This window comes from Streptomyces sp. NPDC052682, from assembly GCF_040678435.1.
GTDB lineage: Bacteria > Actinomycetota > Actinomycetes > Streptomycetales > Streptomycetaceae > Streptomyces.
Window position 1 is genome coordinate 74,831 of record NZ_JBFATS010000020.1, and the last position, 16,862, is coordinate 91,692.

Consider the following 16,862-nt stretch of genomic DNA (forward strand, 5'->3'; position numbering starts at 1 on the left):
GCTGTGTGCTCACTCCGTTGCGGCAGAGCGGCTTGGTGCTCAGCCCTTTGCTGGCGGCGCCGCTCAGGGCTCGGCTCGTCGCCGGTAGAGCGGCTTCGGGTTCAGCCCTTTGCTGGCGGCGCCGCTCAGGGCTCACCCCGTATGTCGGCAGAGCTGCTTCCGGCTCAGCCTGTTGTCCGGCAGAACTGCGCGGGGCCCCCGTTGCCAGCAGGACCGCTTCGCGCTCAGCCCGTCGCCAGCAGGACCGTCCCCACCAGGGCCAGTCCGGCGCCCGCGGCCTGGACCGCCCGCAGCCGTTCGCTGAGGAACCCCCGTGCTGCCAGCGCCGTCACCACCGGGTACAGCGAGGCCAGGACGGCGGCCACGGTGACCGGGCCGTACTGCGCGGCGACGACGTACGTCCCGTTGGCCGCCACGTCCGCCAGACCCACGAAGCCCAGCGCCGGCAGCGCACGCCAGGGGAAGCCGTCCGCGGGCAAGCCGGGGGAGCCACGCCGCACGGAGACGTACAGGGCCAGGCCGCCCGCGGCCACGTTCGTCACCCGCTGCACGAACAGCGCGAGGAACAGGCCGGTGAGGGTGGTCGAGGCCTCGGCGATGAGGGCCATCACCGCGCCGAAGCCGAAGGCGGCGAGCAGGGTCAGGACGATCGCCTGGCGCTGCACCGGCGCGCCCCGGAACTGCGGGCCGCCCGCCAGGCACACCCCCACCACGGCGACCAGGATGCCGACGACCTGGAGCACTCCGGGCCGTTCGCCCAGCAGCAGACCCACACCCACGGGGACGGCCACGCCGAGCGAGCCGAGCGGTGAGACGACCCCCATCGGCCCCAGCGCGAGCGCCTTGTAGAAGGCGAGCATCGCCACCGGCCCGACCAGGCCGGCGCCCACCGCGCACCACAGCTGCGGACCCGCCTCGCTCCAGCCGCCGGTCGCGGCCACGATCGCGCTGAGCACCACGACGGCGACCGACTGCGAGACGACGACCACCGTCAGGGCGGGCACTCTGCGGGTCAGCAGCCCGCCACCGAAGTCGGCCAGCCCCCACAGCAGGCTGGTGGCCAGGGCGAAGAGTGCTGTCATGGAGTCGTCGCCTCGCAGTACAGTGCAGTGAACAATAAGGTGCAGCACACCATAGTTCATCGCACTGAACTGTGTCATACAGAATATTGGACGGAATGTGTCGGACCTCGACCTGCTGACCCAGTCACTGGCGCGCAACGTCAAGCACTGGCGCGCGGTACGCGGCTACACCCTCGACGTGCTCGCCGCCCGGGCCGGTGTCAGCCGCGGCATGCTCATCCAGATCGAGCAGGCCCGCACCAACCCCAGCCTCGGCACCGTCGTCAAGATCGGCGACGCGCTCGGCGTCAGCATCACCACCCTCCTCGACTACGAGCAGGGCCCGAAGGTCCGCGTCGTCCCCGCCGAGCAGGCCGTCCGGCTGTGGCGCACCGACGCCGGAAGCTTCAGCCTGCTGCTCGCCGGCGCCGAGGCGCCCGGTCCGCTCGAGCTGTGGCAGTGGCGGCTGATGCCCGGCGAGAGCAGCTCCTCCGACCCGCACCCCACCGGCACGGTCGAGCTGCTCCACGTCACCGCGGGCGAGCTGACCCTCACCGTGGACGGCGCCGAGTACCGCGTCCCGGCGGGCGCCAGCGCCTCCTTCGAGGCCAACGTCCCGCACACGTACGGCAACACCGGTGACGCACCGATGGAGATGGTCCTGGCCGTGTCGGTCCCGCCCGCGCGCTGAGCGGAGTGCCGCGGCGTTGCTAGCGTGCCGGTATGCGCGCACCCATCGGGACCTTCGACCACGCCACCCCCGCCCCCGACTGCCTCGACGAGCTCGTCCGCCCGGTCGCCGACGCCGTACGCCACTGGCGCGGCAGCGTGCCCGCCGAGCAGATCCTCTACGTCGACACCGACCCGCAGTGGGCCGACACCGCCGTCTTCGTGCAGCACTATGGACAGGAGCTGCTCGAGCAGTCCGCCAACTGCGTCGTCGTCGCCGGCCGGCGCGGCGGCGAGAGCACCCTCGCGGCATGCGTCGTGCTGTCCACCACCCGGGTCGACGTCAACGGCGTGGTGCGGCGCCGGCTCGGCGCCCGCAAGGTCTCGTTCGCCCCGATGGATACGGCCACGGGCGAGACCGGCATGGAGTACGGCGGCATCACCCCGGTCGGCCTGCCCGAGGGCTGGCCGGTCCTGGTGGACGCGGCCGTGGTCGACCTGCCCTACGTCCTGGTCGGCAGCGGGCGGCGGCGCGGCAAGCTGCTGGTGCCCGGCAAGGCGTTCGCGGAGCTGCCGGGCGCGGTCGTCCTGGAGGGGCTCGGGGTCGCCTGACCTACGCCGTCGCCGCGTGGTGCGCCAGGAGCAGGTGCGGGTCCGCCTCGCCCGGGGCCGGTTCCGGGTCGGCGTGCACCAGGGCCGCCGTCAGGCGCGGTACGGCGTGCAGCAGGGCGTGCTCGGCGGCGACGGCGATGCGGTGGGCCTCACGTAGCGTCGCCCCGCCGTCCACCACGACCGCCACCTCCGCGCGCAGCCGGTGCCCGATCCAGCGCAGCCGCAGCTCGCCCACCGCGCGCACCCCCGGCACGTCCCCGACCGCCCGCTCGGCCCGGTCCACCAGGGCCGGGTCCACGGCGTCCATCACCCGCCGGAAGACCTCCCGTGCCGCGTCCCGCAGCACCAGCACGATCGCGGCCGTGATCGCCAACCCCACGACGGGGTCGGCCACTTGCCAGCCGAGCGCCGCGCCACCGGCACCCAGCAGCACCGCCAGCGAGGTGAAGCCGTCCGTACGCGCGTGCAGCCCGTCGGCGACCAGCGCCGCCGAGCCGATCGCCCGGCCCACCCGGATCCGGTACCGGGCCACCCACTCGTTGCCCGCGCACCCGACGAGCGCCGCGACGGCGACCGCGGGCAGGTGCGCGACCGGGCGCGGATCGAGCAGCCGGTCGATCGCCGCCCACCCGGCGAAGGCCGCGGAGGCGGCGATCGTCAGCACGATCACGATGCCCGCCAGGTCCTCGGCCCGTCCGTAGCCGTAGGTGAAGCGGCGGGTCGCCGCGCGGCGCCCCAGGACGAAGGCGATTCCCAGCGGTACGGCCGTCAGCGCGTCGGCGGCGTTGTGCACCGTGTCGCCGAGCAGCGCCACCGAGCCGGACGCCACCACCACGGCCGCCTGCGCCAGCGCGGTCACGCCGAGCACCGCCAGCGAGACCCACAGCGCCCGGATCCCGCGGGCGGAGGACTCCAGGGCGGAGTCGAGCTTGTCGGCGGTGTCGTGGGAGTGGGGAGTGAGGAGGTGCGTGAGGTGGTGGCGGAGGCGGTGGGCGAGGCGGCGGGCGGGCCGGCGCGGTGGGAGCGACGTGCCGGCGTGGGCGTGCCCGTGTCGGTGGGCATGCCCGTGCCCGTGCCCGTGCCCGTGCCCGTGTTCGTGTCCGCGGTCGTGTCCGTGTCCGTGTCCGTGTCCGTGCCCGTGTCCGTGCTCGTGAGGGTGCCGGTCGCTCACGTGAGTCCCCTTCCGGTGCGCGGTGGTGGACGTCCTGCCGCCCACGGGGCCATTATGTGCGTATGAGCGCACGCATGCACCTGTCACCTGCGCACGATGCGCACCCGCGCAGCCCCGGCGAGGAGCAGTTCGCCCTCGCCGCCGAACTCCTCGCCCTGCTCGGCGACCGCACCCGGCTGACCCTGCTGCACGCCCTGGCCCGGGAGGAGGCCGACGTCAGCACGCTGACGGAGGTGTGCGGTGCGGCCCGGCCCGCCGTCAGCCAGCACCTGGCGCGGCTGCGTCTGGCGGGCCTGGTGAGCACCCGCAAGGAGGGCCGCCGGGTGATCTACGCCCTGCGCGACGGCCATCTGCGCCGCCTGGTGGATGAGGCGCTGAACGTGGCGGACCACCGGCTGTCCGACCGGCCCGTACACCCGTGAGGCGGCCTCCCGGCGGGGTGCGTCAGTCGGGGCGCGGGCCCAGGAACTGTTCCGCGAACGCGGTGGCGGCGGCGGGGGAGGTGAAGACGCGGCGCAGCCGGGCCAGCGTGGTGGCCGCGCGGTAGGGATCGCCGGACGACGTGCCGTGGTAGATCTCGGAGAGCCACAGCGAGAACTCCTGGCAGTCCCACACCCGGGCCAGGCAGGCCTCCGAGTAGGTGCGCAGGCCGCTGTCATCGCCCCGCGTCAGGTGGGCCACGAGCCCGTCGCCCAGGTGGAACGCGTCGTGCAGGGCGAGGTTCATGCCCTTGGCGGCGATGGGCGCGGTCAGGTGGGCCGCGTCGCCGGCGAGGAAGAGACGGCCGAACACCATGGGTTCGACGACGTAGTTGTGCATGTCCAGGACACGCTTCTCGATCAGCCGCCCCTCCGTCAGCGGCGGGGCGTCCGACGCCAGGCGCTCCTGCAACTCGGCCCAGACACGGTCGTGCGACCAGGTGTCCGGGTCGTCACCGCGCGGGACCTCCAGGTAGTAGCGGGTCACCTCGGAACTGCGGGCCATGTGCCCGGCGAACCCGCGCGGATGGATGCCGAACACCACGCAGTCCGAGGACGCCGGCGCCTCGGCGAGCAGCGCCAGCCAGCCGACGCCGTAGTCGTGCCGCGCGACGCGGAGGCGCTCCGGCGGCAGCGCGGCCCGGGTGACGCCGCGCGCCCCGTCGCAGCCCGCCACGAAGTCACAGCGGATCGTCCGCCGTTCGCCGGTGTCCGGGCACAGGTACGACACCGACGGCCGGTCCGTGTCCAGGCCGTGCAGGCGCACGTCCCGCACCGAGAAGCGGACGTCGCCGCCCCGGACGTCCGCGTACTCCCGCACCAGGTCCGTCACCAGCCACGGCTGCGGATACACGTAGTGGTGCCGGCCCGTCAGGTCCACGTAGCGCAGCCGGTGGCGCCGGCCGCCGAAGCGGAACTCGCACTCGGTGTGCCGCTGCGCCCGCTCCAGGAGGGTGTCCGCCAGCCCACGCCGCTCCAGTCCCCGGACGCACCACTCCTCGATGACCCCGGCCCGGGGGCGCTGTTCGATGAACTCCCGGGTCTCGGTCTCCAGGACCACGCAGTCGACGCCGGCGGCCCGCAGGATGTTGCCGACGGTGAGTCCGGCGGGCCCCGCTCCGACGATGACGACCGGAACGTGTGCGGTGGGCGCGGCGTTGGTGTCGGTCACCGTCCAAGTATGCCGGGGCGCCGCCGTGTTGCGGCGGCCGGGCACCGTTCGCGGGCGACGGGGAGTGCCCTCCGCCGAGCTGTGCGGCCGTCAGCCCAGACGCGGTATCTCGATCGCCGGGCAGCGGTCCATGACCATCTCCAGGCCCGCGGCCCGCGTCCTGTCGTACGCGGCCTCGTCGACGACACCGAGCTGGAACCACACCGCCTTGGCGCCCTTCGCGACCGCCTCGTCGGCGACCGCCCCGGCCAGGTCGCTGTTCACGAACACGTCGACGACGTCCACGGCGAAGGGGATGTCGGCGAGGCTCGCGTACCCCTGCTCCCGGTGCACCGTCTCGGCCTTGGGGTGCACCGGTACGACACGCTTGCCGTAGCGCTGGAGCACCTCCGCGACGCCGTACGCCGCGCGCCGCCGGTTCGACGACAGGCCCACGACGGCCCAGGTGTCGCCGAGCTCGGTGAGAATCCTGCGGACCGTTGCCTCGTCGCCGTACACCGGCGGCCTCCTCGGAGCGGGGACGTGCTGTCGTTGTGGACAACGTCCGGGTGCGCGCGGTGATTCCCGGGGACGCCGGCCGAGCGGCGCCACAGCCGCCGGAAACCGCCCCGCGTACCTGCGCGGGCCCGCCCACCGGCCTACGCTCGCCTCGTGCTGCGCATCACCGACGCCCGAACCGGCGAGCTCGTCGACGCCGCCCCGGCCCGCCGGGGCCTGACCCGTGTCGAGGCGCACGTGCCGCGCCTCGACCCCACGCACGTGCGCGTGCTGCTCGTCGCCGACCTGCTCGTGCGCGCCCTGGAACTCGGCGGCACGCCCGTGTGGGCCCTGCTGACCGCCGACCGGCAGGAGGCGGAAGTGCGGGCGAGCGCCGCCGGGCTGGGCATCCGGCCCTTCGAGGACGGCCGGGACCTGGCCATCGGCCCGGGGCGGGCCCAGAACCTCCACGTCGTGGCACAAGGCGGTGCCGCACCCGACGGGGTACGGATCGAGGTGGCACCCGTCGAGGCCGCGGCCCCGGGCACACCGGGCACACCGGACGCCGCCGGCCACGCCGCGGGCGGCGGCGATCCCACCGCCCTGCGGCTGGCCCTGCTCGCCCGCCCCCGCGGGACACCGGTGCGGCTGGACGCGGCCGCCCTCGACGACGCCGGCGCCACGCTCGCCCGCTGGCGCCGCGCGGTCGCCGCCTGGGCGCAGCGGCCGTCCCGGCCGGTCCCCGACGCCGTACGCGAGCGGCTGAGGGCCGCCTGGGAGGACGACCTGGACGTCCCCGGCTTGCTCGAGGTCCTGCGCCGGGTGGAGAGCGACCCGGACATGCCGGACGGTGCCCGCTTCGAGACGTACGCCTACGCGGACCGGCTGCTCGGTGTCGAACTCACCCGTGACCTGGGCGGCGGGGCGTGATCGAGCGGGCGGGCGGGGGCCCGCTGCGCCGCCTGGTGGTGCTGCGGCACGCCAAGTCCGCCTGGCCCGAGGGCGTCGCCGACCACGCGCGTCCGCTCGCCCCGCGCGGGCTGCGGGACGCCCCGGCGGCCGGACGCGCCCTGGCCGAGGCCGACCTGCTGCCGGACCTCGCCCTGTGCTCCACCGCCGTACGGGCCCGCCGGACCTGGGAGCTGGTCGCCGCCCAGTGGGGTACCCCGCCGCCGGTCCGCCTGGACCCGAGGCTGTACGCCGCCGGCGCGCAGGAGCTGCTGGCCGTCGTGCACGAGGTGCCCGCCGAGGTCGACACCCTCCTGCTGGTCGGCCACAACCCGGGCCTGGAGGACCTGGTGCTGGACCTGGCGGCCGACGGCCTCGACGACACGCTCGAGCAGGTCCGCACCAAGTTCCCGACCTCGGCGATCGCCGTGCTGTCCTGGCGCGGCCCCGGCTGGCCCGGCCTCGCCCCGGGCACGGCGCTGCTGACGTCGGTCACCGTGGCCCGCGGCACGAGGCGGTAGCCGGGCCGGCCGGGGCCGCGCAGAGACACCTCACGTTGCTGTGCCGTCGAGTTCAGGGGATGAGTCCTCCGTTCACGGCGCGGTCGTAGAGGCGCTGGTGCCACTCGTTGGCGTCGGGCCCAGGGGCAGCCGTCAGGACGGGGTCGGGGCCCGTCTCGATGAGGTGCAGCAGGGTCCAGGCGACGCCGTAGCAGTCGTCCGGGCCGAAGCAGGAGACGAGTGCTCGGGCCTCCTCTCCCGTGACCGGCTTCGGGATCGCTTCGAGTTGCGCGACGCGCCTGGCGATCTCTTCTTCGCTCGCGTCCCAGCCGGGAAGCGGGCCGTCAGTGACGAATGCCTGCACTTCGGGTCTCATGGCCGAATGATCGGCTGCCTTCGTTCCTGCGGACAAGGCTTCCTGGCTGCTGCGGACTTCGCGCCGGAGGCGCGGGTGACGGGCGAGGAGCCGGCGTAGGCCTTCAGGCCGCGTCCGTCGGCGAAGCCACCGCTCCTGCGGAACGCTCCCAACTGCGGATTAGGCTGGCCGGATGCAGGACGAGTACCGCACGGTCGCCCGCGCGGGCGTGCACGAGACCGAGGTCAACCGCTCCCGGTTCCTGTGCGCGCTCGCCCCGGCCGCCACGGAGCAGGAGGCCCAGGACTTCATCGCGCGCGTGCGCGGGGAGCACGCGGACGCCACCCACAACTGCTGGGCCTACGTCATCGGCGCCGACGCCTCCGTACAGAAGGCCAGTGACGACGGCGAGCCCGGCGGCACCGCCGGCGTCCCCATGCTCCAGATGCTGCTGCGCCGCGACATGCGGTACGTCGTCGCCGTCGTCACCCGCTACTACGGCGGGGTCAAGCTCGGCGCGGGCGGCCTCATCCGGGCGTACGGCGGAGCGGTCGGCGCGGCCCTGGACGCGCTCGGCACCCGCACCCGGCGGCGCTTCCGGCTGGCCACGGTCACCGTCGACCACCAGCGCGCCGGGAAGCTGGAGAACGATCTGCGCACCACCGGCCGGGAGGTCCGCGACGTGCGTTACGGCGAGGCCGTCACGATCGAGATCGGGCTGCCCGACGCCGACGTGGACGCCTTCCGGGCCTGGCTGGCGGACGCCACCGCGGGGACGGCGGGGTTCGAGCTGGGTGGCGAGGCGTACGGGGACGCTTGACCTTTCGGGAGCACGGTGGTGAATCACCGGATAACGGGCATGTGTCGGCCGGTCATGACGGGGCGATACGGGAGTAACCGCCCGGGGTGTCAGACCCTGCCGTTAGTCTCGGGGATCATGAGACTGCTGCACACGTCCGACTGGCATCTGGGCCGGCCGTTCCACCGGGTCGGCATGCTCGACGCCCAGGCCGCGTTCATCGAGCACCTCGTCGCCACCGTGCGCGAGCGTGCCGTGGACGCGGTGGTCGTGTCCGGCGACGTGTACGACCGGGCGGTGCCGCCGCTCGCCGCGGTCGAGCTGTTCGACGACGCCCTGCACCGCCTCGCCGGTCTCGGCGTGCCGACGGTCATGATCTCCGGGAACCACGACTCGGCCCGCCGCCTCGGCGTCGGCGCCGGGCTCATCGGGCGCGCCGGCATCCATCTGCGGACCGAGCCGTCGGCGTGCGGCACGCCGGTGATCCTGCGGGACGCCTTCGGCGACGTGGCCTTCTACGGGCTGCCCTACCTGGAACCCGCCCTCGTCAAGGACGCGTTCGGCGTCGAGAAGGCGGGGCACGAGGCCGTGCTCTGCGCCGCCATGGACCGGGTCCGTGCCGACCTCGCCGCACGTGCGCGCGGCACGCGCTCCGTCGTCCTCGCGCACGCCTTCGTCACCGGGGGCGAACCCAGCGACAGCGAACGCGACATCACCGTCGGCGGCGTCGCCGCCGTGCCCGCCGGGGTGTTCGACGGCGTCGACTACGTGGCGCTCGGGCATCTGCACGGCTGCCAGACCATCACCGACCGCGTCCGCTACTCCGGCTCCCCGCTGCCGTACTCCTTCTCGGAGGCCGCGCACCGCAAGAGCATGTGGCTGGTCGACCTCGACGCGGACGGAGCCGTGCACGCCGAACGCGTCGACTGCCCCGTGCCGCGCGCCCTGGCCCGCCTCCGGGGCACCCTGGAGGACCTGCTCGCCGACCCGGAGCTCGCGCGGCACGAGGAGGCGTGGGTCGAGGCGACCCTCACCGACGCGGTGCGCCCCGCCGACCCCATGGCCCGGCTCACCGAGCGCTTCCCGCACACCCTCAGCCTCGTCTTCGAACCCGAGCGGGCTCCCGAGGACGCCGAGGTGTCCTACGCCCGGCGCCTGGCGGGCCGCAGCGACCAGCAGATCGCCGAGGACTTCGTCGCCCACGTCCGCGGCACCGGCCCGGACGCGCACGAACAGGCCGTGCTGCGCGACGCGTTCGACGCCGTCCGCGCGGACGAGGGCCTGCGGGAGCGGGAGGTGGCGCGGTGACGCCGTACGCCCAGGACAGGCCGGGCCGTCGTGACAGGGGGGAGACCCGGTGAGGCTGCACCGGCTGGACATCACCGCCTTCGGGCCCTTCGGCGGCTCCCAGTCCGTCGACTTCGACGCCCTGTCGGCGGCCGGGCTGTTCCTGCTGCACGGCCCCACCGGCGCCGGCAAGACCTCCGTCCTGGACGCGGTGTGCTACGCGCTGTACGGCTCGGTGCCCGGCGCCCGGCAGGGCGCGACCCTGCGCAGCGACCACGCGGCATCCGGCACGCGCACGCAGGTGACCCTCGACCTCACGCTGGCCGGACGCCGCCTGGAGATCACCCGGCAGCCGCCCTGGGAACGCCCGAAGCTGCGCGGCAAAGGCATGACGGTCGACAAGGCCCAGACCTGGCTGCGCGAGTACGACGCCACCGCCGGCACCTGGAAGGACCTCAGCCGCTCCCACCAGGAGGTCGGCGAGGAGATCACCCAGCTGCTCGGTATGAGCCGGGAGCAGTTCTGCCAGGTGGTGCTGCTGCCCCAGGGCGACTTCGCGCGGTTCCTGCGCGCCGACGCCGAGGCACGCGGCAAGCTGCTGGGCCGGCTGTTCGACACCCGCCGCTTCGCCGAGGTCGAAAAGCGCCTCGCCGAGCGACGGCGCAGCACCGAGGCCCAGGTGCGCGACGGCGACGCCGCGCTGCTCGCCGACGCCCACCGCATGCAGCAGGCCGCGGGCGGCGCCATGGACCTGCCGGAGCTCACGCCCGGCGAGCCGGGCCTGGCCGAGACCGTGCTCGGCGCCGCCGCGATCGCCCGCAGCACCGCCCGGGAACAGCTCACCGTCGCCCACTGCCGCCTCGCGGCAGCCGAGTCCGCGCGGGCCGCCGCCGACCGCGCCCTGGACGACGTACGCGAACTGCACCGGTTGCAGCGCAGGTTCGCGGAGGCGCAGGAGCGGGCCAGGCTGCTCCAGGCCCGTGCCGAGGCCTACCAGGAGGCGCGCACGCGCATGGAGCGGGCCCGCAAGGCCGAGGCCGTGGCGCCCGCTCTGGAGCTGCGCGAGGCCGCCGAGGCCGAGCACCGCCGGGCCGCCGACGCCGAGGCACGCGCGCGTGCCCGCCTGCCGGAGACCTTCGCCGACGCGGGCGCGGCCGGGCTCGCCTCCGCCGCACGCCGGGCCGCCGAGGAACTCGGCGGACTCGACTCGGCCCGCCGCGCCGAGCGGCGGCTGGCGGAAATCGTCGCCGAGCGCGACGGCCTGGACCGCCAGGAACGCGCCGACGAGGACCTGCTCCAGGAGGCGGAGGCCTGGCTCGCCGGGTGGGAGGAGACCCGGGCCCGGCTGCACAGCCGTGTCGAGGCGGCGCACCAGGCCGCCTCCCGGGCCGAACAGCTCGCCCTGCGGCTGGAGCCGGCGCGGCAGCGGCTGGAGGCCGCCCGGACCCGGGACCGGCTGGCCCGGGAGACCGAGCAGGCCGAGGAGCAGGCCCGGCACGCGCACGAGCGGGTTCTGCAAGCCAAGGCGCACTGGCTCGACGTGAGGGAACGGCGGCTGAACGGCATCGCCGCCGAACTGGCCGCCCGCCTGCGGGACGGTGAGCCGTGCGCGGTGTGCGGCGCCACCGAACACCCCGCCCCCGCCCGGAAGGACGCCGGACACGTCGACCGCGCGGCGGAGGAGCGGGCGCTAGCCGCCTACCAGGAGGCCGAGGAGCGGCACACCGGGGCCGAGCGTCACCTCGGTGCCGTGCAGCGGTCCCTGGCCGCCGCCGAGGCCGAGGCGGGCGAGGCACCGGCCTCCCGGCTGGCGTCCGACCTGGAGGAACTGGAACGCGAGCACACCCAGGCCCGCCGCACCGCCTCCGACCTGCACGCCGCGAGCGAGGACCTCCGGCAGGCCGAGCAGGAGCACGAACGGCGCACCGCCGCCCGGCAGCAGGCCGCGGTACGGACGGCGGCCCGCACCTCCCGGCGCGAGGCCCTCGACGACGAGCGGACCGTCCTGGAGGAGACGCTGGCGCGGGCCCGGGGCGACGCGGCCAGTGTCGCCGCCCGCTCCGCCCAACTGGAGCGGCGGGCGGCGCTGTTCACCGAGGCCGCCGACGCCGTCCGCCTCGCCGAGGACACCGCTCAGCGGCTGAAGGAGGCCGACGCCCGGCTCGCGGACGCCGCCTTCCGCGCCGGCTTCGACACCCCGCAGACCGCGGCCGCCGCCCTCCTCGACGACGCCGCCCACCGCGAGCTGCAACGGCGGCTGGACGCCTGGGAGCACGAGGAGGCCGCCGTCCGGGCCGTCCTCACCGAGGCCGACACGGCGGCCGCCGCCCAGCGGCCGCCCGCCGACCTCACGGCCGCCGAACAGGCCGCCGCGGCGGCGGAGCAGCGGGTACGGGACGCGGTCTCGGCCCGCGACGCCGCCGAGCGGCGCTGCGCCGAACTCGACCGGCTCTCCGCGCGTGCCGCCGCCGCGGTGCGCCGCCTCGGCCCGCTGCGCGAGGAGTACGACCGGGTGGCCCGCATGGCCGGCCTGACCGCGGGCACCTCCGCGGACAACGAACGCCGGATGCGCCTGGAGGCGTACGTCCTCGCGGCCCGGCTGGAGCAGGTGGCCGCCGCGGCCACCGTACGGTTGCAGCGCATGTCGTCCGGCCGCTACACCCTCGTCCACTCCGACGACCGCAGCGGGCGCGGCCGCAGCGGCCTCGGCCTGCACGTCGTGGACGCCTGGACCGGCCGGGAGCGCGACACGGCGACCCTGTCGGGCGGCGAGACGTTCTTCGCCTCGCTCGCCCTGGCCCTCGGCCTCGCGGACGTCGTCACCGACGAGGCGGGCGGGGTCCGGCTGGACACCCTCTTCATCGACGAGGGTTTCGGCAGTCTCGACGACCAGACCCTCGACGAGGTTCTCGACGTGCTCGACTCCCTGCGCGAACGCGACCGCAGCGTCGGCATCGTCAGCCACGTCGCCGACCTGCGCCGGCGGATCCATGCCCAGCTCGAGGTCGTCAAGGGGCGGTCGGGGTCGGTGCTGCGGCAGCGCGGGGCCGGGTAGGGCAGAGCGAGCAGCGGGTCAGCGGCCGAGGGGGCGCCGGGGGAGGGGCGAGGAGTAGACGACGCTGGTCGTGACCGACCCCAGGGCCCCGATCTTCCCGGACACCTGCTCCAGGTGCCGCATGGAGCGAGCGGCGACCTTGATGACGAAACAGTCGTCGCCCGTGACGTGGTGTGCCTCCAGGATCTCGGGCGTCGCGGCCACGAGGTCGTGGAACGGCTTGTAGTTGCCGTGCGGGTAGCGCAGCCGCACGAAGGCCAGGATCGGCAGGCCGAGGCGTTCGGGGTCGACCACCGCCGCGTAGCCCTGGATGATCCCGGCCTCCTCCATGCGGCGCACCCGCTCGGTGACCGCGCTCGCGGACATGGACACGGCCCGGGCCAGCTCGGCGAAACTGGCCCGGCCCTCCCGCTGGAGGACGTCGAGGATGCGCCAGTCGGTGGCGTCCGGGGAATACGCGGTCACTGTCGAGGAATAGCAGGAGAATCACCGGCGGATCAAGGCCGACGCCGGGGATCATCGCTTCAGAGAGCGCATCGACGCCCGTAGGTTTCTGGCCATGACGACGACCACCACGGCCACGACCTCACCCATGACTCCAGCCACGGCCACCACCGCGAACCCCGTCCTGCGGACCGCCCCCGCCGCCCCGGCCGAGGCCGCCGCCCACTTCCGTGCGAGCCTCGCCTTCCACACCGACGTCTCCGACGTGGCCGCCGCCCTCGCCGCCGACGGCGACCCGGGCTTCGTCCTGGTCGACTCCCGTTCCACCGAGGCCTGGAACCAGGGGCACATCCCCGGCGCCCTCCACCTGCCGACCGCACTCGTCCCCGAGCAGGCCGGGCAGCTCCTCGACCCGTCCGTACCGGTGGTGACGTACTGCTGGGGCCCCGGCTGCGACGGCGCCGCCCGGGCCGCCCTGGCCCTCGCCGAACTCGGCTACCGCGTCAAGGAGATGCTCGGCGGGTTCGAGTACTGGGTGCGCGAGGGCTTCGCCTACGAGACCTGGCAGGGCAGCGAGCGCCGCCCGGCCGACCCGCTGACGGCTCCCGCGGCCGAGGGCGACTGCGGATGCTGAACCCCCGGCGGCGGCCACGGACCCCGGCCCGGTAGGTTCTGCCGCATGGTGCGATACGCCGGGACGGGTGCGGTGGAGTGGGTCGAGTCGGGCGGCGGGCCGCTCGTCGCGGTGCCGGAGGCGGTTCTGCCGTTCTGGACCGGCGCCGACGGCGAGGAGACGGCCTCGGACTACGACCGGGCCTGCGAGGTGGACGGCCACGTCGGGCTCCTCCCGGTGGGCGACTCCACCGCCCTGGTACTGGGCGGCGAACCCGCCTCCACCGCCTTCCTGCCCGGCCACGGCACCTTCGTACGGTGGTGCGCGGCCGACTCCGAGGACGACCTGCTGGCCTGCGTACCGGCCGCGCTGGAGGCCGCCGAGTGGGAGCCGGAGGTGCGCTGGCACGTACCCGGCGCGGTGCTGCTGTTCGACGCGGCCTGGCCCGGCACCGAGTCCGCGCGCGCCGGCCATGTGCGGGTCGTCCTGGAGCCCGGCACCTACACCGTCCGTGCGGCCCACGTGCGCCCCGGGCCGGAGACCTGGCTGGGGCTGGTCCACCTCCGGCGCTAGCCGGCGTCCGCGGGCCCGCGGAACGCGGACGCAGGGTCCGGAAAACCCGGATGCGCCGAGCCCGTCGGGTGGCCAGGATGGTGGATCATGCCTCTGCTGCCGCCTCCCACCCCCGAAGAGCTCCGCCGCGACCCCCTTCCGCTGCGCGGCAGGACCGCCCTCGTCACCGGAGCCAGCCGGCGCGGCGGCATCGGGCACGCCGTGGCCCGGCGGCTCGCCGCGTACGGCGCGAGCGTGTACCTGCACCACCACGTGCCGCACGACGCCGCCCAGCCCTGGGGCGCCGACCGCGTCGAGGACGTCACCGCCTCGGTGCGCGAGGCCCTCGGCGACCCCGGGGCCCGCGTCGTCGCCGGGCCCGGCGACCTGTCCGGCCCGGACGCGCCCGCCGAACTCGTCGCCCGGGCCGCCGAAGCGCTCGGCGGGCGGCTCGACATCCTCGTCGCCAACCACGCGCAGAGCGGCCAGGACGGGACCCTCGACGAGATCGACGCCGGCCTGCTCGACAGGCACTGGGCGGTCGACACCCGCTCGGTGATCCTGCTCGTCCAGGCGTACGCCCGGCTGAGGGCCGCGCTGCCGCCCCGCACCCCCGGCGGGCGCGTGGTGATGATGACCTCCGGCCAGGACCTGGGAGGCGGTATGCCGGGCGAGATCGCCTACGCCCTCCAGAAGGGCGCCCTCGCCTCCATCACCCGCTCCCTGGCGACCGCTCTGGCCGAACACGCCGTCACCGTGAACACGGTCAACCCCGGCCCCGTGGACACGGACTACATGACCGGCGAGGACTACGAGGCCATCGCCGCGCTCTTCCCCGCCGGCCGGTGGGGCATGCCCGACGACCCCGCCCGCCTCATCGCGTGGCTCGCCACGGACGAGGCCGAGTGGGTCACCGGGCAGGTCGTCAACTCCGAGGGCGGGTTCCGGCGCTGACCGCCGCTACAGCCGGGACAGCTCGTCCACCAGGTCGTCCAGCCCGAGGGAGCCCTGCGACAGGGCCGCCATGTGCCACGCCTTCGCGTCGAAGGCGTCCCCGTGCCGCCGACGGGCGTTCTCCCGGCCCAGCAGCCAGGCCCGCTCGCCCAGCTTGTAGCCGATGGCCTGGCCCGGCATGGACAGGTAGCGGGTCAGCTCGCTCTCCACGAAGTCCGCGGGCCGGCTGCTGTGCGCGCGGAAGAACTCCTGCGCCAGCGCGGGCGTCCAGCGCTCCCCGGGGTGGAAGGGGGAGTCGTCCGGAACGGCCAGCTCCAGATGCATGCCGATGTCGATGATCACCCGCACCGCCCGCATCATCTGCGCGTCCAGGTAGCCGAGCCGCCGCTCCGGGTCCGTCAGGAAGCCCAGCTCGTCCATCAGCCGCTCCGCGTACAGCGCCCAGCCCTCGACGTTGGCGCTCACCATGCCGACGCCGGCCTGGTAGCGGGAGAGGTTCCCGGCGATGTGCTTCCACTGGGCCAGCTGCAGGTGGTGGCCGGGCACGCCCTCGTGGTACCAGGTCGACACCAGGTCGTAGACCGGGAAGCGGGTCTGGCCCATCGTCGGCAGCCAGGTGATGCCGGGACGGGCGAAGTCGTCCGACGGAGGCGTGTAGTACGGCGCCGCCGCGCTGCCCGGAGGGGCGATGCGGGACTCCACCCGCCGCACCCGCTCGGCCAGTTCGAAGTGGGTCCCGTCGAGCGCGTCGATCGCCTCGTCCATCAGGGACTGCAGCCACGCACGCACCTCGTCGACACCCTCGATGTGCGTGCCGTGCTCGTCCAGGTGCGCCAGCGCCACCCACGGCGTGGCCGCGCCCGGCAGGATCTTCCCGGCCTCCCGCTTCATCTCGCCGAGCAGCCGGTGGTACTCGGACCAGCCGTACGCGTACGCCTCGTCCAGGTCGAGGTCGGTGCCGTTGAAGTACCGGACCCAGCGGGCGTACCGCTCCCGGCCCACCACGTCGGGGGCGCCCTCGATGGCCGGTGCGTACACGTCCCGCATCCAGTCGCGCAGCCGCACCACGGCCTCGGTGGCCGACCGGGCCGCCGTGTCCAGCTCGGCGCGCAGCGCCTCGGGGCCCGCCGCGGCGAAGACCTCGAACCAGCCCAGTCCCTTGCCGTCGGTGTCCGCCCACTCGCCGAGCTGCGTGACGAACGTGGCGGTGGCACGCGGACCGCCGTACAGCTTCCGCTCCAGGCCGAGCGCCAGGGACTCCCGGTAACCCTCCAGCGCGGCGGGCACCGCGCGCAGCCGCTCGGCGACCGCCGCCCAGTCGTCCTCGCTCTGCGTGGGCGTCACCGTGAACACCTGGCGCACCGCGTGGGCGACGGAGGACAGGTTGCTGACGGCGCGCAGGCCCTCCTCGGCCTCGTGCACGGCGAGTTCGGCGGTGAGCCGCTCACGCAGCAGGCGCGCGCACCGGCGCTCGATGTCACTGTCCGCGCCGGGGTGCCGCTCGGCGGCGTCGAGCCGGGCCAGGGTGCTGCGCTGGAGCTCCGCGAGGGCCTCCTGGCCCGCCGGTGAGGTGTCGGGCAGGCGGCCGGCGCTCTCCTTCACGCCGAGGAACGTACCGGTGATCGGATCGAGGACGACGAGATCGTCGACATAGGCGTCGGCGACCTCACGGGGCAGCTGGCTGTTGGTCTGTGACATGCCGACATCCTCGTACG

At 74.8% G+C, this 16,862-nt stretch carries 18 protein-coding genes; 11 read left to right on the plus strand and 7 right to left on the minus strand.

Annotated elements, in window-relative coordinates:
- Positions 1-224 precede the first annotated feature (224 nt).
- Positions 225-1,082, minus strand: coding sequence for a DMT family transporter (locus tag AB0K80_RS27980; protein ID WP_365674300.1), 858 nt, complete (start codon positions 1,080-1,082; stop codon positions 225-227).
- Positions 1,083-1,179: 97 nt separating this feature from the next.
- On the opposite strand from AB0K80_RS27980, the gene AB0K80_RS27985 reads away from it, so the two are divergent.
- Together AB0K80_RS27985 and AB0K80_RS27990 are read left to right on the plus strand one after the other, a co-directional pair.
- Positions 1,180-1,752 (plus strand): XRE family transcriptional regulator, encoded by a 573-nt coding sequence (locus tag AB0K80_RS27985; protein WP_365674302.1) that lies wholly within the window; start codon positions 1,180-1,182, stop codon positions 1,750-1,752.
- A gap of 32 nt (positions 1,753-1,784) precedes the next feature.
- On the plus strand, positions 1,785-2,342 hold the full coding sequence (locus AB0K80_RS27990; protein WP_365674304.1) for a YbaK/EbsC family protein: 558 nt from the start codon (positions 1,785-1,787) through the stop codon (positions 2,340-2,342).
- A gap of 1 nt (position 2,343) precedes the next feature.
- Here AB0K80_RS27990 and AB0K80_RS27995 read toward each other — a convergent pair whose 3' ends face one another.
- The gene (locus AB0K80_RS27995; RefSeq protein ID WP_365674306.1) at positions 2,344-3,513 is read right to left on the minus strand and encodes a cation diffusion facilitator family transporter; all 1,170 of its coding nucleotides are present in this window, start codon (positions 3,511-3,513) and stop codon (positions 2,344-2,346) included.
- A 62-nt stretch (positions 3,514-3,575) separates the two neighbouring features.
- Here AB0K80_RS27995 and AB0K80_RS28000 point away from each other — a divergent pair, with 62 nt between their 5' ends.
- Positions 3,576-3,935 (plus strand): metalloregulator ArsR/SmtB family transcription factor, encoded by a 360-nt coding sequence (locus tag AB0K80_RS28000; protein ID WP_365674308.1) that lies wholly within the window; start codon positions 3,576-3,578, stop codon positions 3,933-3,935.
- Positions 3,936-3,957: 22 nt separating this feature from the next.
- On the opposite strand, the gene AB0K80_RS28005 is transcribed toward AB0K80_RS28000, so the two are convergent.
- Both AB0K80_RS28005 and AB0K80_RS28010 read right to left on the minus strand, forming a co-directional pair.
- A complete protein-coding gene (locus AB0K80_RS28005; protein ID WP_365674309.1) occupies positions 3,958-5,163 on the minus strand; it encodes a 4-hydroxybenzoate 3-monooxygenase in 1,206 nt (401 codons plus the stop codon).
- A gap of 90 nt (positions 5,164-5,253) precedes the next feature.
- Complete coding sequence (locus AB0K80_RS28010; RefSeq protein ID WP_365674311.1) at positions 5,254-5,661, minus strand: CoA-binding protein; 408 nt, start codon at positions 5,659-5,661, stop codon at positions 5,254-5,256.
- 153 nt (positions 5,662-5,814) lie between these two features.
- Between AB0K80_RS28010 and AB0K80_RS28015 the strand changes: the two genes are divergently transcribed.
- Together AB0K80_RS28015 and AB0K80_RS28020 are read left to right on the plus strand one after the other, a co-directional pair.
- Positions 5,815-6,570, plus strand: coding sequence for a hypothetical protein (locus tag AB0K80_RS28015; protein WP_365674313.1), 756 nt, complete (start codon positions 5,815-5,817; stop codon positions 6,568-6,570).
- Positions 6,567-7,109, plus strand: a complete 543-nt coding sequence (locus AB0K80_RS28020; protein ID WP_365674316.1) for a histidine phosphatase family protein — start codon at positions 6,567-6,569, stop codon at positions 7,107-7,109. The genes AB0K80_RS28015 and AB0K80_RS28020 overlap by 4 nt, the downstream gene beginning before the upstream one ends.
- A gap of 52 nt (positions 7,110-7,161) precedes the next feature.
- Here the strand turns inward: AB0K80_RS28020 and AB0K80_RS28025 are convergent, their stop codons facing one another.
- Positions 7,162-7,464 carry a hypothetical protein gene (locus AB0K80_RS28025; protein WP_365674318.1) on the minus strand — a complete coding sequence of 101 codons (303 nt, stop codon included), beginning with the start codon at positions 7,462-7,464 and terminating at the stop codon, positions 7,162-7,164.
- A gap of 172 nt (positions 7,465-7,636) precedes the next feature.
- Here AB0K80_RS28025 and AB0K80_RS28030 point away from each other — a divergent pair, with 172 nt between their 5' ends.
- The 3 genes from AB0K80_RS28030 to AB0K80_RS28040 all read left to right on the plus strand — a co-directional run bounded on the left by AB0K80_RS28030 (position 7,637) and on the right by AB0K80_RS28040 (position 12,584).
- The gene (locus AB0K80_RS28030; RefSeq protein WP_365674320.1) at positions 7,637-8,263 is read left to right on the plus strand and encodes a YigZ family protein; all 627 of its coding nucleotides are present in this window, start codon (positions 7,637-7,639) and stop codon (positions 8,261-8,263) included.
- Between the two features lie 117 nt (positions 8,264-8,380).
- The gene (locus AB0K80_RS28035) at positions 8,381-9,550 is read left to right on the plus strand and encodes an exonuclease SbcCD subunit D (RefSeq protein ID WP_365674321.1); all 1,170 of its coding nucleotides are present in this window, start codon (positions 8,381-8,383) and stop codon (positions 9,548-9,550) included.
- A gap of 49 nt (positions 9,551-9,599) precedes the next feature.
- Positions 9,600-12,584, plus strand: coding sequence for an SMC family ATPase (locus AB0K80_RS28040; protein WP_365674323.1), 2,985 nt, complete (start codon positions 9,600-9,602; stop codon positions 12,582-12,584).
- An 18-nt stretch (positions 12,585-12,602) separates the two neighbouring features.
- On the opposite strand, the gene AB0K80_RS28045 is transcribed toward AB0K80_RS28040, so the two are convergent.
- Positions 12,603-13,049 (minus strand): Lrp/AsnC family transcriptional regulator, encoded by a 447-nt coding sequence (locus AB0K80_RS28045; RefSeq protein ID WP_365674325.1) that lies wholly within the window; start codon positions 13,047-13,049, stop codon positions 12,603-12,605.
- 94 nt (positions 13,050-13,143) lie between these two features.
- Here AB0K80_RS28045 and AB0K80_RS28050 point away from each other — a divergent pair, with 94 nt between their 5' ends.
- The 3 genes from AB0K80_RS28050 (at position 13,144) to AB0K80_RS28060 (ending at position 15,147) form a co-directional block, all read left to right on the plus strand.
- The gene (locus AB0K80_RS28050) at positions 13,144-13,662 is read left to right on the plus strand and encodes a rhodanese-like domain-containing protein (RefSeq protein ID WP_365674327.1); all 519 of its coding nucleotides are present in this window, start codon (positions 13,144-13,146) and stop codon (positions 13,660-13,662) included.
- Positions 13,663-13,707: 45 nt separating this feature from the next.
- Entirely contained in the window at positions 13,708-14,214 is a 507-nt protein-coding gene (locus AB0K80_RS28055) for an immunity 21 family protein (protein WP_365674329.1), read from the plus strand.
- 87 nt (positions 14,215-14,301) lie between these two features.
- The gene (locus AB0K80_RS28060) at positions 14,302-15,147 is read left to right on the plus strand and encodes an SDR family oxidoreductase (RefSeq protein WP_365674331.1); all 846 of its coding nucleotides are present in this window, start codon (positions 14,302-14,304) and stop codon (positions 15,145-15,147) included.
- A gap of 6 nt (positions 15,148-15,153) precedes the next feature.
- On the opposite strand, the gene AB0K80_RS28065 is transcribed toward AB0K80_RS28060, so the two are convergent.
- Complete coding sequence (locus AB0K80_RS28065) at positions 15,154-16,845, minus strand: DUF885 domain-containing protein (protein ID WP_365674333.1); 1,692 nt, start codon at positions 16,843-16,845, stop codon at positions 15,154-15,156.
- Between the last annotated feature and the right edge of the window lie 17 nt (positions 16,846-16,862).

What these genes read in the sequence shown, in the direction of transcription:
- AB0K80_RS27980 (WP_365674300.1), bottom strand. Translation starts at nt 1,082, where the DNA reads ATGACAGCACTCTTCGCCCTGGCCACCAGCCTGCTGTGGGGGCTGGCC.
- AB0K80_RS27990 (WP_365674304.1), top strand. Translation starts at nt 1,785, where the DNA reads ATGCGCGCACCCATCGGGACCTTCGACCACGCCACCCCCGCCCCCGAC.
- AB0K80_RS28000 (WP_365674308.1), top strand. Translation starts at nt 3,576, where the DNA reads ATGAGCGCACGCATGCACCTGTCACCTGCGCACGATGCGCACCCGCGC.
- AB0K80_RS28025 (WP_365674318.1), bottom strand. Translation starts at nt 7,464, where the DNA reads ATGAGACCCGAAGTGCAGGCATTCGTCACTGACGGCCCGCTTCCCGGC.
- AB0K80_RS28030 (WP_365674320.1), top strand. Translation starts at nt 7,637, where the DNA reads ATGCAGGACGAGTACCGCACGGTCGCCCGCGCGGGCGTGCACGAGACC.
- AB0K80_RS28035 (WP_365674321.1), top strand. Translation starts at nt 8,381, where the DNA reads ATGAGACTGCTGCACACGTCCGACTGGCATCTGGGCCGGCCGTTCCAC.
- AB0K80_RS28050 (WP_365674327.1), top strand. Translation starts at nt 13,144, where the DNA reads ATGACGACGACCACCACGGCCACGACCTCACCCATGACTCCAGCCACG.
- AB0K80_RS28055 (WP_365674329.1), top strand. Translation starts at nt 13,708, where the DNA reads ATGGTGCGATACGCCGGGACGGGTGCGGTGGAGTGGGTCGAGTCGGGC.
- AB0K80_RS28060 (WP_365674331.1), top strand. Translation starts at nt 14,302, where the DNA reads ATGCCTCTGCTGCCGCCTCCCACCCCCGAAGAGCTCCGCCGCGACCCC.
- AB0K80_RS28065 (WP_365674333.1), bottom strand. Translation starts at nt 16,845, where the DNA reads ATGTCACAGACCAACAGCCAGCTGCCCCGTGAGGTCGCCGACGCCTAT.